At 67.1% G+C, this 13,492-nt stretch carries 12 protein-coding genes; 7 read left to right on the top strand and 5 right to left on the bottom strand.

Annotated features, from left to right (window positions below; translation table 11 throughout):
• Positions 1–5: 5 nt before the first annotated feature.
• The 4 genes from AB0C84_RS13980 to AB0C84_RS13965 all read right to left on the bottom strand — a co-directional run bounded on the left by AB0C84_RS13980 (position 6) and on the right by AB0C84_RS13965 (position 6,190).
• Positions 6–3,479, bottom strand: coding sequence for an AAA family ATPase (locus AB0C84_RS13980; protein WP_361065273.1), 3,474 nt, complete (start codon positions 3,477–3,479; stop codon positions 6–8).
• A gap of 521 nt (positions 3,480–4,000) precedes the next feature.
• A complete protein-coding gene (locus tag AB0C84_RS13975; protein WP_361065270.1) occupies positions 4,001–4,993 on the bottom strand; it encodes an SMI1/KNR4 family protein in 993 nt (330 codons plus the stop codon).
• A 208-nt stretch (positions 4,994–5,201) separates the two neighbouring features.
• Positions 5,202–5,768 carry a hypothetical protein gene (locus tag AB0C84_RS13970; protein ID WP_361065267.1) on the bottom strand — a complete coding sequence of 189 codons (567 nt, stop codon included), beginning with the start codon at positions 5,766–5,768 and terminating at the stop codon, positions 5,202–5,204.
• Positions 5,765–6,190: an ATP-binding protein gene (locus tag AB0C84_RS13965; protein WP_361065264.1), complete on the bottom strand. Its 426-nt coding sequence runs from the start codon at positions 6,188–6,190 to the stop codon at positions 5,765–5,767. Before AB0C84_RS13965 ends, AB0C84_RS13970 begins: the two co-directional genes overlap by 4 nt.
• Positions 6,191–6,869: 679 nt before the next feature.
• On the opposite strand from AB0C84_RS13965, the gene AB0C84_RS13960 reads away from it, so the two are divergent.
• The 5 genes from AB0C84_RS13960 (at position 6,870) to AB0C84_RS13940 (ending at position 10,828) form a co-directional block, all read left to right on the top strand.
• Positions 6,870–8,729: a hypothetical protein gene (locus AB0C84_RS13960; protein WP_361065261.1), complete on the top strand. Its 1,860-nt coding sequence runs from the start codon at positions 6,870–6,872 to the stop codon at positions 8,727–8,729.
• Positions 8,713–9,159, top strand: coding sequence for a hypothetical protein (locus tag AB0C84_RS13955; protein WP_361065258.1), 447 nt, complete (start codon positions 8,713–8,715; stop codon positions 9,157–9,159). Before AB0C84_RS13960 ends, AB0C84_RS13955 begins: the two co-directional genes overlap by 17 nt.
• On the top strand, positions 9,159–9,659 hold the full coding sequence (locus AB0C84_RS13950; RefSeq protein WP_361065255.1) for a hypothetical protein: 501 nt from the start codon (positions 9,159–9,161) through the stop codon (positions 9,657–9,659). Before AB0C84_RS13955 ends, AB0C84_RS13950 begins: the two co-directional genes overlap by 1 nt.
• 237 nt (positions 9,660–9,896) lie before the next feature.
• Positions 9,897–10,268 (top strand): hypothetical protein, encoded by a 372-nt coding sequence (locus AB0C84_RS13945; RefSeq protein ID WP_361065252.1) that lies wholly within the window; start codon positions 9,897–9,899, stop codon positions 10,266–10,268.
• 107 nt (positions 10,269–10,375) lie between these two features.
• The gene (locus AB0C84_RS13940; protein WP_361065249.1) at positions 10,376–10,828 is read left to right on the top strand and encodes a hypothetical protein; all 453 of its coding nucleotides are present in this window, start codon (positions 10,376–10,378) and stop codon (positions 10,826–10,828) included.
• A gap of 203 nt (positions 10,829–11,031) precedes the next feature.
• Here the strand turns inward: AB0C84_RS13940 and AB0C84_RS13935 are convergent, their stop codons facing one another.
• Positions 11,032–11,682: a GNAT family N-acetyltransferase gene (locus AB0C84_RS13935; protein ID WP_361065246.1), complete on the bottom strand. Its 651-nt coding sequence runs from the start codon at positions 11,680–11,682 to the stop codon at positions 11,032–11,034.
• Between the two features lie 559 nt (positions 11,683–12,241).
• Between AB0C84_RS13935 and AB0C84_RS13930 the strand changes: the two genes are divergently transcribed.
• Together AB0C84_RS13930 and AB0C84_RS13925 are read left to right on the top strand one after the other, a co-directional pair.
• Positions 12,242–13,117 (top strand): helix-turn-helix transcriptional regulator, encoded by an 876-nt coding sequence (locus AB0C84_RS13930; protein WP_339153966.1) that lies wholly within the window; start codon positions 12,242–12,244, stop codon positions 13,115–13,117.
• 2 nt (positions 13,118–13,119) lie between these two features.
• The gene (locus AB0C84_RS13925) at positions 13,120–13,314 is read left to right on the top strand and encodes a DUF397 domain-containing protein (RefSeq protein WP_361065242.1); all 195 of its coding nucleotides are present in this window, start codon (positions 13,120–13,122) and stop codon (positions 13,312–13,314) included.
• Positions 13,315–13,492 lie beyond the last annotated feature (178 nt).

The raw sequence follows: 13,492 nt of genomic DNA, 5'->3' as shown, positions 1-13,492 counted from the left end.
GCCAGTCAGAGGTACAGGCCCACGTTCTTGGAACGCGTCTCGGGGGTGACGGGTCGCAGGTCGGCGGCGCGCAGCGTGGTGATCTCGGTGTCGTCCGGGCGGTCGCCGGCGGTGATGCGCTGCGCCTGGCCGGCGATGGCGGCGTCGAGGAGGTTGCGCATGAGCCGGCCGTTGCCGAAGGACGGCCCGCGGGAACTGGTGCGGAGCAGGGCGCGGAGCCGGTCGGGGACGTCCGGGGCCAGGGTGAACCCTTCGGCCGCGGCGAGGTGCCGGAAGATCTCGGCGAGTTCGGTGTCGGTGTAGTCGGGGAAGGCGATGCGCTTGGGGAAGCGTGATTCCAGCCCCGAGTTGGCGGCGAGGAAGCGGCGCATCTCGCGTTCGTATCCGGCGGCGATGACGACGAGGTCGCCCCGGTACTCCTCCATGAGCTGGATCAGGGTGGCGATGGCCTCCTGCCCGTAGGCGTCGGACGCCAGCGCGTACGCCTCGTCCACGAAGAGGACGCCGCCCAGGGCCTGCTCCACGACGGCGCGGACGCGGGGCGCGGTCTGCCCGAGATACGGGCCGACCAGGTCGACGCGGGACGCCTCGACCATGTGTCCGCTGGACAGCAGGCCCAGCTCCGCGTAGACGGCGGCGACGAGCCGGGCGACGGTCGTCTTGGCGGTGCCGGGATTGCCGGTGAACACCATGTGCCGGGTGGGCGCGGCGGGCTTCGCGCCGACGTGGCGGCGCAGGTCGGCCGCGTGGGCTTCGGCGATCAGCCGGTGGACCTCCTCCTTGACCTCGTCCAGCCCGACGAGCGCGTCGAGTTCGACGAAGGGGTCGTTGACGGGCTGGACGCGGGTGGTGCCGCTCAGCACGTCCGGGATGTCCTGCGGGCCGAGGGCGGTCAGGTCGTCGGCGGAGGGCGCGTCGAGCGCGGTGAGTCGGCGGGCCTGCAACGCGACGGCGCGTTCGCACAGGTTGCGCATGACGCGGGCGTTGCCGAAGGACCGGACGCGCGGCGAGCGCCGGAGCAGCTCGGTGACCTTGCTCAGCGCGTTCGCGGACGGCTCCACGCCCGCCGCGGCGGCCTGGCCGGTGAAGATCTCGACGAGTTCGGCGTCGGAGAAGTCGGGGAACCGGACCCTGGTGGGGAACCTGGAGGCCAGACCCGGATTCGCGCCGAGGAAGCGCTCCATCTCGCTCTCGTACCCGGCGACGATGACCACCAGGTCGTCGCGATGGTCCTCCAGCGCCTTCAGCAGTTCGGCGATCGCCTCGGGGCCGTAGTCGTTCTCGGAGGCGCTCCGGGTGAGCGAGTACGCCTCGTCGATGAACAGCACGCCGCCGACCGCGCTCTGCACGACGTCGCGGGTCTTCGGCGCGGTCTGGCCGATGTACCGGCCGACGAGCCGAGCGCGGGACGCCTCCACCAGGTGCCCGGACGACAGCACGCCGAGCTCCTTGAAGATCCTGGCGACCAGCCGCGCGACGACCGTCTTGCCGGTGCCGGGGTTGCCGGTGAAGACCATGTGGAGGGCGGGCGCAGAAGCGACGGGCAGCCCCGCGTCCCGGCGCAGCCTCCCGGCCCGGACGCGGGCGGCGACGAGTTCGATCTCCTGCTTGACCGCGTCCAGGCCGACCAGCGCGTTCAGCTCGGCCATGGGATCGGCTGCCTTCCCCGCCTCGCCGAGGGAGGCGGGAATGTCGGCACTCGTGACGAGGAGTTCCTCACCTGGTTCCGCCCGCTCGCGCACGGCCGCCAGAACGAGACCGGCGAGATAGGGCGCGAGGCGGGCATTGCGGAGATTGCGCACCGGAGGCGTCCGGACCAGCAGTTCTCCCGCCGCGCTCAGCGCGTCCTCGTCCGCCCGGGCCCCGCGCTCGCGCAGCGCGCGGCGGAACAGCTCCGCGAAGCCGCCGGCGTCGAAGGAGTGGGTGGGCACCGTCGTGAACCGCAGCGCCAGCGCGGGGTTGACCTCGCTGACCGCCTCGCCGCCGCCCGGCTCGCACAACGCGACGACGTGGAGGCCGTCCCGGACGTCGATGGCCCGGTGCAGTTCCTCGAGGGCGGCCGCCCCGGCGTCGTCGTCGCGCGCCAGGTCGTCCAGGCCATCGATGATCAGGACTCGTTCGCCGACGCAGCTCCGGACGGCGTCCATCATCTTCGTCGTGGCGTCCGAGGCGCTCTTGCCGGCGTAGTGGTCGCCGGCCTGCCAGAGCGGATCCTTGGGGACGCGACCGGCGAGCAGCCGGGCGACCTCGGCGGCGGCGTCCCGCTTGCCGGTGCCGTCCGGCCCGACCAGCAGGAGCCGGACGTTCCCCGCGTCCGTGGAGACACCCTTCAGCGCGGCGACGACGTCGGGCTGGCCGACCAGCCCGAAGGAGGCATCCTCGTCCTGGTGTTCCGCATCGTCCGGCGGTTGAGGGGCCGACGTGAGAGTGGACATCACCGGGTTGACGACGCGGCGGCGCGGAGCGTGGAGCCGCTTGAGCTGCCGCATGAAGCTCACGACCGGAAGCCTGGCTCCGTCGGGATACTGGGCGTTCCCAGGAAGACCGCCGACCGCGCCCATGAAACGCGCCGCCAGATCCAGCCAGCGCCTGCAAGCCTCGGCCTCACCTGCCCCCAACGCTCTGCCGAGCCAGCCCCCGGTCACGGCCACCCAGGAGTCCCGGTCAAAACCGGCACGCTGGGCGGCGAAACGGTCCAGCAGGTCGCGGAAGGCTTCCTCACCGAGGACGGCCGAGAGTTCGACGGGAACAGCGTCGAGTCCGGCATTGCGCAGAAGGCTCACGAGCAGGCGGTCCGTCGATTCCTCGTGGGGGGCGGCCTCCAGCAGATGCTCGTGCAGCGGCCGCAGCCCTGACCACACCCACTCCAGGTATCCGGTGGGTCCGGCGAGTTCAGGAAGTGCCGCCACGGTGTCGTCATCGGCCCGCGCCGCCCATGCCTCGGCACGGGCCGCCTGCTTCATGCCGGTGAGTTCTGGTGGCGGGTCGTCGAAGAGGCGCATCAGCGCCTTCCGCCTCGCCTCCAGCGGCTCTATGCCTTCGAGGACGTCCAGCGACTCGCGGTTCAACTGCACCGCGAGATCGAGATCCGGCGCATCGGCCAGCCAGTTCAGCGGAAGGAACTCTCCCCCGCTGACGTACCAGTCCTTGGCAGTGCTCAGGGCCCCGCGGCCCGTCTTGTAGTAATCGCCGAGGCACTGCCGCTTCAGCGACGAATGCGAACCGGTGCGGACCGCCGACGCGCCCAACAGGAACTCGATCGTGATGACGAGCTCAGCCACCACGAGAGGGGCCGGCGTCTTCAGGTTGACGCTCTTGATGCTGGTCAGATCCGCGCAGCGCGGATCGGCCACCAGCTTGTCGACGCGCGCGCCGATCTCCTCGAACAGCCCGTCCGGGACCCGCCACGGGCCGACCGACCACAGATCCAGCATCGGCTCGTCGGTGACGAGCAGTTCCAGATGTTCCGGTAGTGGCATCGCACCCATCTCCCGAATACGCCGTCCCGGCAGTGACGACCACCCGCCGCACTCCCTGTCCAGCCGCAGACCGTTCGACGGGCCATGCTAGGACGCGAGCCGCCGCCCCTCACCCCGAGTCAGACCCCAGAGTCACCCAACCGCGCACCCACACTGCGCAAACGACCTCAGAGCATCATTTTCTTCAACAAACAAGGCAGCGACGTGACGCTTGAAAATCATCACCCATGCAACTGGTTTCTCTAAGAAAGACTCATTTGCTGGACGATAATGTCGTTGAAGCTCACTGAGCCACTTGGCGCGCATGTCGGTCTTCAGAGAGTCGAAGTGCGCACACGCAAAGCTCACACGTGCGTGATTACGCAGGGGGCCTCTGCGTCCACGACGTCAGCCTCGCGCGTCAAGGGCCACACCCGCCGAACCACCCGATTTACCGTCCGAGGACGGTTCACTCCCCGCAGCCCGGCGCCCGCGATACGCGAACAGGTCGTATGAGGTGCAGTTGAGGCATGCCCACCGTGTCAGTGGGGGCGGGGGCCCCAGATGGGCCAGGCCCAGGTGGAGGGGTCGCCGAGCGAAGAGTCGATCAGCCCGAGTCCCGCTCCGGTGAGTTCGGCGACCAGGAACTCGGTGAGCGTGCCATGGAAGACGCCGGAGTCGATGTCGACGATCGGCCACTTTTCCGGATCGGGGTTCGCAGTGTCCCAGCAGAGCAGGTGCCTGCCTTCGGTACTCCCACAGAACAGCAGGCCGCCCGCTTCCGGATGAATCCGCGTCAGATCGCCCGCGGCGCTGCCGTCGCGCAACAGGTCGGCGTGCGCCTCGTGGTCCTCGACGATCACGTCGGGCATGCAAACGAAGATTCCCTGGAGGACGACCTCCGGCCCGTAGGCCTCGTGAAGACGTTTGTAGTCGGACGGTAGGCGTACACCGAGTTCGTGTTCGAGCGCTTCCCATTCATAGGTCCAGGGACGTCCAGGCCCGATGATGGTCTGTAGTTGCGCCAGCGGATCTCGGACTGCCTCCGCCTCAAGAGCGCCGCGCTCGACCGGAAGGCCGGCCGGGGTCAATACGCGCTCGCGGCGCACCGGCGGCAGGGACAGGACCGGAAGGTCGAGACGCCCGTCCAGCCACTCGCCGAGAAAGTCGGAGGTGGTGAGGTTGAGCTGCTGGTGGCCGTTGCCCGCCACGACGACGAGCCACTCCGCCGGGTCGGGGCGGATCGGCAGCCACCAGCACGTCTCGCCACTGCCGAAGACACCCCACAGCAGTGCGTCCTCGTGGGGAGCCGGGTGCCGCGGCCGCTCGATCTCCATGCCAGAGCCGTCAAGGAGGCGGAGCGTCCCGGCGAGCGTCCCCGGCCCCGTCCGCGACATGAGGGCGGCATAGTCCTCAGGGATATGGAAGCCGGAGAGTTGGGACTGCCTCTCCGGGGCGGCGTCCACCTGGATCGTGTCCGCGAGCGCATGGCCTGCACCCGCGAGATCGGTCGCTGCCAGGTCGTGATGGGGCATGGAGGCTCCGAGGCATCGCATATCGATCGGACGGCCGAACCCTAGCGAGGCCGTCGGACAATCGGCGTGCGTGCCCGTTCTCAGGTGGCTGGCCATCACCGGCACGGACTCCCTCTCGTCGCCTTGCAGGAGGCCAGGGCCTGGAGGTCGCAAGGGCGTGGTCACGGATCGACGCAAAGGTGTCGGGTGCCGCCTGCGCATGGGTCGTCTAGAGCCCTTCTCGGTAGCGGGTGTATTCGCAGGCGAGGAGGTCGAGGGGCATGGACGGCCAGCGGCTCAGCGCGCCCGTGTGGCGGTCGATGACCAGTAGTGGGGCCTCGTCGTCGCCGGGGCCGTCGGCGGCGCGGGCGACGAAGCCGTCCGGGAAGTCTTCGATGAGCAGCGGGACGGGTCGGCCGCCGCGCCAGAAATGTGCGTCCGCGCGCCTCCACGCCTCGGCGCGGTCGACCAGGGCCGGGCGGACGCTGTAGGCGGCGAGGACATGGGAGAGGCCGCGCAGCGTCCGGCATTCAGGCGTCCCGCAGCCGCGGCAGACTGGTTCGCCGTGCGGGCTCTCGCCGGGGCGATGGGAGGCGAGAACGCAGGTCAACGCGGCGGTGCAGGCAAGGACGAGGCGCCGCGAGTGGGCGACGAACGCCCGGCTGGCGGGGTCGAGGCTCCCGGCCTGGACGAGCGCGGCGTCGATCGAGTGGGGGTCGGCGCGCATAGCGGCGGTCATCGCGGCGTGGACACGCAGGTGGACCTGGTCGTGCGTCCAGGAGGCGGGCTCGGTCACGCGGCCCACTCCCCCGCGAACACGGCGGTGACCGTCCGGCCCTCGCCGTTGCCGTGCCATCCCCAGCTCGCGGCGGTGAGTGAGATGGTGCGCAGGCCCCGGCCGGACTCGGCCAGCTCGGCGGCGTCCAGCGCGGCAGGCTCGCCGGGGCCGCCCTGGTCGGTGACCGACACCGCGACCAGGCCGCCGTCCCGCACGATCTCGATGTTGAAAGAGCCGCCCACCTGGCCTGACTTGGTGTGCCGCAGCGCGTTGACGACCAGTTCGTCGGCGGCGAGCAGGACGTCGTCGAGGAAGGGGCAGCCGTCCAGCAGGCAACCCACGAACCGGCGGGCGTTGCGGGCCTGTTCGGGCCCGCCGGGGAAGGAGCGCCGCCAGCACAGCGGCGCCGGCTGCGCTGCCGGAAGCATGGTCAGGGACATCAGAGCACCTCGGGTCGCGATGGACGTGGACGTTGCGGATCTACGGGGTCACCCCTTGTTCCGCTCGCACATCGTCACACTCTGCTGTCGTTCGAGCACGAAGGATCGGAGCACTACCGGCCCTGGCAAGGGCTTTAGAACGAGTGCCGGTCGCACGTCCGATCTCCGCACGTGCGAAATTGCGCACGTCAGCTTCCGCATTCGGGCGAGGAGGAGGCAGGGGCGCCTTCGACGGCCACGCCACATCCGTGGCCGCCTGGACCAGCCGACCAGATCACCCTGAACGCAGAAGAATGGGGACACTGTGGCGGCGTGAAAGGCGTCCGTCGCGAGCACCGCCGGGCCGCGAGACCCGGCGGGACACGCCCGCCCCCAAGCGAACATATCGCCTATATCGGCGCAAAAGCCGCATCATCGGAACGCTTGAATGACGCGCCGAGTGAAGCCGCTCCGATCCGACCGGTCCGAACAAGCAGACGAATCAGCGGGAAACCGACACGGAGTCGCGGGATACGTGCGCCAGGAGGAGGTGAGTGGGATATCGGCACGTGCAAAGTTCGCACGTGCACGATTACATAGGGTCCGGTGTGATCCGGCGTTGGCCCCGCACGTCACGGACACGCCCGGCGAACCGTCTGGCCGACCGGTTCGCCTTCCCCCTATGGAAAGGGCTGCGAGCGTGGGCTTGGACAACCCCCCCGGCGGGCCGGGCAAAGGCCCCGAGACCCCCGAAAAGCCCGCCCAACCGTCCACCGGCGGCGAGTCACCGTCCACCGTTCCCGGAGCAGACGGCAGAACGCCCCGCATAGACAGCTATAAAGCAGCAGGTCAGCCGGTTCCCGGTCGCACGGAGGTCGGCACCGAGCAACGAGGCGGCCGCGAGGCGCGACCCAACGGGTCCGCCACCGGCCCGGCCGCGGAGAAGCCCCAGACCCCCGGTGACCCGCCGTCCGAAGCCGACCCGAAGACCAAGAAGGAACCAGAGACCGGCGCAGGCGGCACGGGGGCGGAAAAGCCCGGCCAGACCAAGACCGAGAACCCTCGGCAAGACGAGGGCGAGCTGGGCACCGACGACCGCGGTTCCAAGACCGATCGGCCCGAGCCAGGCAAGGCGGAAGGGCAGGACGGCGGCAAGGACAACGACGAGTCCGCGTCCTCCGAGCAGCCGAGCACCCGCGCTGTCGAGGCTTCTCAGTTCCCGCCCGGCTCCCGCCGGGCAAGCCTCGCCGCCGCCCGAGAGCGGCAAGAAGCGACCGCGGAAGAAAGGCGAGCCCTATTCCAGGACACCCGGACCGCCAACGGCCCCGGAAAGGGAACCACCAGCGAGAGCGGTGAGGGCGGACTCCCGCCGCAGAGCCAGGACGCGGGGTCGAACGGGCGCGGTCCGGAGGCACAACCCCCGGGCGCCGAGACGCCGCCTGGCGCTATCGGCGGCAGTGACACTCCCGACGGCGGCGGTGACGCGTCCGGCGATGGTGAGGGGTCCGGCGGCCGCGATCAGCCCGCGCCTGGGACCCCCGAAGTAGAGGCGGAGCCCCCGGCACCCGAGGTACCGCGCCCGCAAGATCAGGAGCACGAACCGCTCGTCCCGAAGGACTCCTCAGGCTCCGGCGACGGCGGCGGCGACCCGCCGGCCGAACCACCAGCGGACGCTTCACCGCCCGACGACGACCAGCCCGGGGACGGCAAGGACGGGACGCCCCCGGGCTCAGAAACCGGCCACCCCATCGATCCCGCCGCCGAGACCGGCACCGGCGTTCCCGAACCCGGCCGCGAAGCTTCCTCCACCGGCCCCGAGACCACAGACCAGGGCACCGGACCCCCAGAGCCCAAGGCCACCGACGGAACCACGGGCAACGAGACAGACGACCCGAAACCCCCCGTCGAGACCACACCCCCTCCCGAGGGAACCGGCGATAACGTCCCGCCCCCAGAGCCTCCCGGTGAACAAGGCGACGGCCATGGTAAAACTGCCGAAGGCCCGGAGCCGACCGAGTCCACCGACGAAACCGACCCACCCGATAGCAAGGCAACGCAGCAACTAGAGCTCCACAGAAGAGAATCAACGGAAACAGAACCAAGCCGATTTGCCGGAAGCATCACGATCACCCTAGACAGCGAGGGAAGGCCGATCTCGCCAGATCGGCCAGGTGCCGAATCCGAAACACCGAACCGCGGCGAGCTACGCGACCCCGAAAACGATCCTGAGCACCGGGACGTTCAGGAGCGTGACCCCGAGCGCCCGATCAACCGGAGAGATCTGCGCCGGGAAATGCTCAGAGCCACCGCAGAACTAAAGAAAACCATTAACGAGAACTCCAAACCCGCCTCCACGCATTTCGATTCGCGACCGCCGTTGACACAACCGTGCACAGTTCGTAACATCTCCGATCACATACGTTCAGTGGATCAGCCCGTCAAGGCTGGCGACGCATTGGTCGGCGCAGTTAGCGGGATCGTGGTAGGGGTAGAGATGGTGCGGCGAGGCGTCGGACTACTAAAACGATACATGGGAAGAGAATATGCCGGTAACGGATAAGCAAGTCGCCGCGCTCCATGCTCAATTGGCAGGGCGTTCACCGGAGGAACACCTCCGGCTGTTCAACGAGCTCGACGAAACCGACAACGTCGGTTACGCGGCGCTGCTGGCCGCAGGGCTATTCGAGGCCATCCAACGGCGGTTCGCAAAAAATAACGAAGTCTCGGATCGCTCAGAGATCATCGACTTTATTGCAGAAGCGCGCACAAAAAGCGATGAATCTTCAGATGCCCTCAACCCGGACGTCGCGGAGCGGATCATTCTGCATGCCCTGGGAAAAGGCTCTCTTTCAGGAATCGATGACGACATCGTTCTCGGTCATCAAGTCGTCTTGCTTTCCGCCCTGACAGCGCGGGAGAACTACAGCGAATCCGAACTCAATGCCTTCATGGCGCAGATTCGCGAGGACGCGGAGGAAATGCTGGAGTAATGGACTACTCGGCTGTTGAGATTCGAGAGAAGAACATCCTGGCACTGCGGTCGTTTCTGCTTGAAGGGCCTGAGGCGTGGGTGCCTCTGCAGGCCGAGATGCAGGTGGACGACGAAACGGCGGCTGGGTACATGTCGCTGCTCTTCTGCGCGTTCGAAGTTGCGGTGCGTCGAAAGTTCGCGCCGACTTACATCGTGGGTCAGCTTGTTCGGTTCGTCGCAGACGTGCGGATCGCGGCCGGCGAGGACGTGAACCTGATCAATCCGCTCATCGCCGAGGACATGGTCCGCCGGGCCGTCGATGCGCCACCACTGAAGGAGACCGTCCCAGAAGACGTGTCGGCCACTCTGCATGCCCAGGTCTTCATTCTTCTCTACCTCATCGCAGAGATGGATCTCGATCGGGCGGGGCTGGAGCAGTTCATCGACGAGGTCGTCGCCTTCACCGAGGAGTGGCTTGCGGCGCGGCGGGACGAGATGCCCGCTCACCCTTCCACATGAATCATTGAACGGGTCCGGTGTCCCAGGCCGCGACACGATTCGCCCCATGTCGTTCGGGCCACGCTAGGAGGGCGGCCCGTTGGGCTTGAAGGATTTCGCGACCGAACGTGGGAACATCGGACGTTGCGCCGCGCACTCGCCCGCAAAGAGCAGGGAGAGAACATGCCGGTTACTGATGAGCAAGTAGCGGTCCTACGAGCCCAACTTACAGGGAATCGCGAAGAGCATCTTCGGCTGATGGACCAGCTTGAGTCCGACGAAGCCAATCGCTTCTACCCTGCACTCGTCGGCGCCGCCTTCATCGTGGCAGCTGAGCAGCACTTCGTAAAGGGCGATCAGGTTGCGGACGAGCTCCAGGTCATCGACTTTGTTGCACAAGTCCGAGAAGGAAGCGATGAGTGTTCTGACCTCATCAACCCACGACTAGCCGAAAGCATGCTTCTTGATTTGCTCGGCAAGGGCACGATGATCGACGCGGCGCCGGGCATGAAACTCGGCCATCAGATTGTCATGTTGGCGGCCATGGTGAGCGAGAAACAATTCACTCCAGTTGAACTCGAAGCCTTCTTGTATAGTGCCCGCTCGCTCGCCGAGGAGTTGCTCGAGTGACTCCCGCGCCGACTTGGCCGTGGACGGAGGCGGGACGCCCAGGTCGCGATCCCAGCCGGATAGTTGACGAAGCACCGTTCTGCCAAACCGATACAAGGGAGCAGATCATGTCGGTGACGGATAAGCAGGTGGCGGCTCTTCATGCTCAACTGGCGGGACGTCCTCTGGAAGAACATCTGCGGCTGTTCAACGAGCTCGATCAGACCGACAACGTTGGTTATGCGGCACTGTTGGCGGCGGGGCTGTTCGAGGCTATCCGGCGGCGGTTCGTCAGGGACGGGAAAGCAGCCGACCGCTCAGAGATCATCGAATTCGTCGCAACGGTGCGCGCGGCAGGCGATGAATCTTCATACGCGGTCAACCCGGATGTCGCAGAACAGGTGATCCTGCACGCACTGGGCCTAGGCCCTCTCCCGGACTTTGACGACGAAACGGTTCTCGGTCACCAGATCATTTTGCTTTCAGCTCTGACCGCGCAGGCCAACTACAGCGACGCCGAACTCAATGCCTTCATGGTGCAGATTCGCGCAGACGCGGACGAACTACTGGAACTTGGCTGATCAGCCAAGTTCCGTCCGGTGCTCGCGCCACAGGGGGCCGTTTTCACGGCCGCCCTCGGCGAGAGGTGGTTCAGCAGTGAGGCACGGCCGGCGCCGGGATCGGGAACGTGCGCACCTGGTCGCGTTTGCCGTGCATCCGCATCGCTGCGGTCGCGCGGCCACCGCGATGTCCTCCACCTGGTTGTCCGTGGGCAGCCCCGCGTTCAGTCCAGGTCGCAGACAAAGAACCGTTCTGTTGGCGCGGTGTGGATGCCGACCGGGACGCTGAACATCGTCAGCCTGACGCCCTGTTCCTCGGGCAGCACCGTGAGGCCCTGCCGCCGGTAGTACGTCTCCAGCCCGCTCCCGACCTCGAACTGGCCGTAGAGCAGCGTGTAGCCGAGCTGGGTGTAGAGCTGGCGGCAGGCGGCGATGAGAGCCGCGGCGACCCCGCCCGAACGGTGGGCCGGGTCGACCGCGACGGCCTTGAGCTTGATGACTTGCAACAGGCCGAGGAGGGACTCCATCTCCGGGAGTCCGGCATGCGACAGCACCCTGGCCGGCGGCAGCGCCAGCAGCGCGCCCACCACCCCGGCCTCCGGGTGCTCGGCGACCAGCACGCACGTCAGCCCGACGAGCAGATCCTCAACTGTCCCCTCGCCCTCCTGCGACATCGCCGACGCCAGTTCGTAGGTCAGCGCGTCCTCGCCACCGGAAAGACCCTTCCTCACTGCGGCGCCCAGTGTCCCGTCCGAAACCGCGGCGGAGAGCCTGTCCTCCAGGGTGACTCCACTCCCGGTCAACGCGATCAGCCGTCGCGCGGCCGCGACGTCCTCAGCCCGCGCCGCGCGGATCCGCACTCCGCTGGCCGTCACCAGCCCCTCCGACAAGCCGGCGGCCGTCAGAACTCCGCCGCCTGTCCCGGGCAGAACCAGCAGTGGTGGACGGGATGGACGGCGGCGGCGAGCGGCCTTGTCTTTCTTCGGATTAGGGCGTTTAGCGTCCATACGTGAAGCGTAAAGGCAATCGACTCCGGGAAGACCTGCGTAATCTGCCAAGCGCACTGGGCGGGGTCTGGCACGCGCGTGCCAGTGGCAACGTAGTGGTGCGTTTGTTGTAGGCCGTACTGGTCTGACGAGGCTCTTCGGACGCGACGTTGGCGGGAGCAACGCCAGGAAGAGACAACTCTGCACATCGAGACTTCCCACTGTTCCCGATACACCCCGGTATGGACGGGTTGCGAATACAGACCTAAACCGCCGAAGCGGACCGACCGAAGATGCGACTTCCAATTCCCGCACGTGCGGATTTCAAGGGCGCGCCGGTGAGGCGCGCTTTTGTCGGGGCGTGACTTTACTCTTGCCTGCAACGTTCGATTGCAGTGAGTTAGCGATCAGTACGGTCCGTGTTCGACGCGATATCGGGAGGACGGCCATGCCTAGCCCCTACGTCCGCCGCCGCCGGCTGGCGGTCGAGATCCGCAAACTCCGCGAGAGCCGCGGCCTCACGACCGACGGTCTTGCCCGCCTGGTCTTCCATTCCCGGACGAAGATCACCCGCCTGGAGAACGCCCAGATTCGTCCCGACCTGGCCGAGATCATGAACATGCTCGACGCCCTCGAGATCACCGGCAGCCAGTACGATCGCCTCCTCCAACTCGCCCGCGAGGCCGCGCAGAAGGGCTGGTGGGATCGCTACGGCATGTCCATGGGTCCCCGTCAGAAGCTCGCGGCCGACCTCGAATACAACGCCAGTACTGTCCGCAGCTACGACCAGACCGCGCTGCCAGGCGCTCTGCAGTGCCGCCCGTTCATCGAGGCGCTCATCGAGCTCGACGAGAGCCAGGGAAGCCCGGATTACCAGCCGGAACGTATGACCGAAGCTCGTGAGTATCGACAGCGCGAGCTCTTGAGGCCGGATGGTCCGTCGTACGAGACCGTCTTGGACGAGTCCGTAATCCACAGGCTGGCGGTTCCCCCAGCAGTCATGGCCACCCAGCTTCGGCACATGGTCAGCCTGCTCTCCGAGCAAGAGAGGGTCACCGTACGAGTGCTGATGCACGACGTCCGTATCCCTGGAGGGCTCCTCCCGCAGTCGTCGTTTTACCTCTACACCTTCGCCGAGCCTGGCGACCCGCCTATGGCAGTGGTCGACACCGTCACCACCGATCTCGTTCTCAACCAGCGTCGTGAGGTCGAGAGGTATACCGGGATGTACGACCGCCTACGTGAGGTTGCACTGCCCCCCGATGCCAGCATCGCCTTCCTCGAACGGGTAGCCAACCAGCTGGCAGACCAGACAGGATCGTGAACATGAGCAAGTACTACTTCGCATGGCACAAATCCAGCCACAGCAACCCTGATGGTCATTGCGTAGAGGTAGGCCAAGCCGCCGATGGCACCGTCGGCGTCCGGGACACCAAGCTTGATGGCAACGGGCCAATCTTGGAATTCACTGCGGATGAGTGGCGCACTCTCCTCAACAAGATCCGTTCACGAGGTCGCTGAATTACGTCCTGTGGCGAGGAGTGGCGTGCGACGGTTTGGCGGGCCGGGGGCTTTCGCTACGGATCTCGCGAGGGCCTCACGCCGGATAGCGCCGCTCTTCGGTTTGAGTTCTCGAAGCATCGCATACTCATGCGCGGGGGTGTGTTGAGTTCTTCTCTGCGTGGCGTTGAGGCAGCGT

Origin of the sequence: Actinomadura sp. NPDC048955 (genome assembly GCF_040649435.1) — a bacterium.
In the GTDB taxonomy this organism is placed as follows: Bacteria; Actinomycetota; Actinomycetes; order Streptosporangiales; family Streptosporangiaceae; genus Spirillospora; species Spirillospora luteofluorescens.
The sequence above is the reverse complement of the archived record's forward strand: the minus strand, read 5'-3'. Positions and strand labels throughout refer to the sequence as shown.

Bases quoted from the DNA above. Each gene is read 5' to 3' on its own strand.
- AB0C84_RS13950 (WP_361065255.1), top strand. From the start codon at position 9,159: ATGGACTACTCGGCTGTTGAGATTCGAGAGAAGAACATCCTGGCACTG.
- AB0C84_RS13965 (WP_361065264.1), bottom strand. From the start codon at position 6,190: ATGTCCCTGACCATGCTTCCGGCAGCGCAGCCGGCGCCGCTGTGCTGG.
- AB0C84_RS13945 (WP_361065252.1), top strand. From the start codon at position 9,897: ATGGACCAGCTTGAGTCCGACGAAGCCAATCGCTTCTACCCTGCACTC.
- AB0C84_RS13930 (WP_339153966.1), top strand. From the start codon at position 12,242: ATGCCTAGCCCCTACGTCCGCCGCCGCCGGCTGGCGGTCGAGATCCGC.
- AB0C84_RS13925 (WP_361065242.1), top strand. From the start codon at position 13,120: ATGAGCAAGTACTACTTCGCATGGCACAAATCCAGCCACAGCAACCCT.
- AB0C84_RS13940 (WP_361065249.1), top strand. From the start codon at position 10,376: ATGTCGGTGACGGATAAGCAGGTGGCGGCTCTTCATGCTCAACTGGCG.
- AB0C84_RS13980 (WP_361065273.1), bottom strand. From the start codon at position 3,479: ATGCCACTACCGGAACATCTGGAACTGCTCGTCACCGACGAGCCGATG.
- AB0C84_RS13955 (WP_361065258.1), top strand. From the start codon at position 8,713: ATGCCGGTAACGGATAAGCAAGTCGCCGCGCTCCATGCTCAATTGGCA.
- AB0C84_RS13975 (WP_361065270.1), bottom strand. From the start codon at position 4,993: ATGCCCCATCACGACCTGGCAGCGACCGATCTCGCGGGTGCAGGCCAT.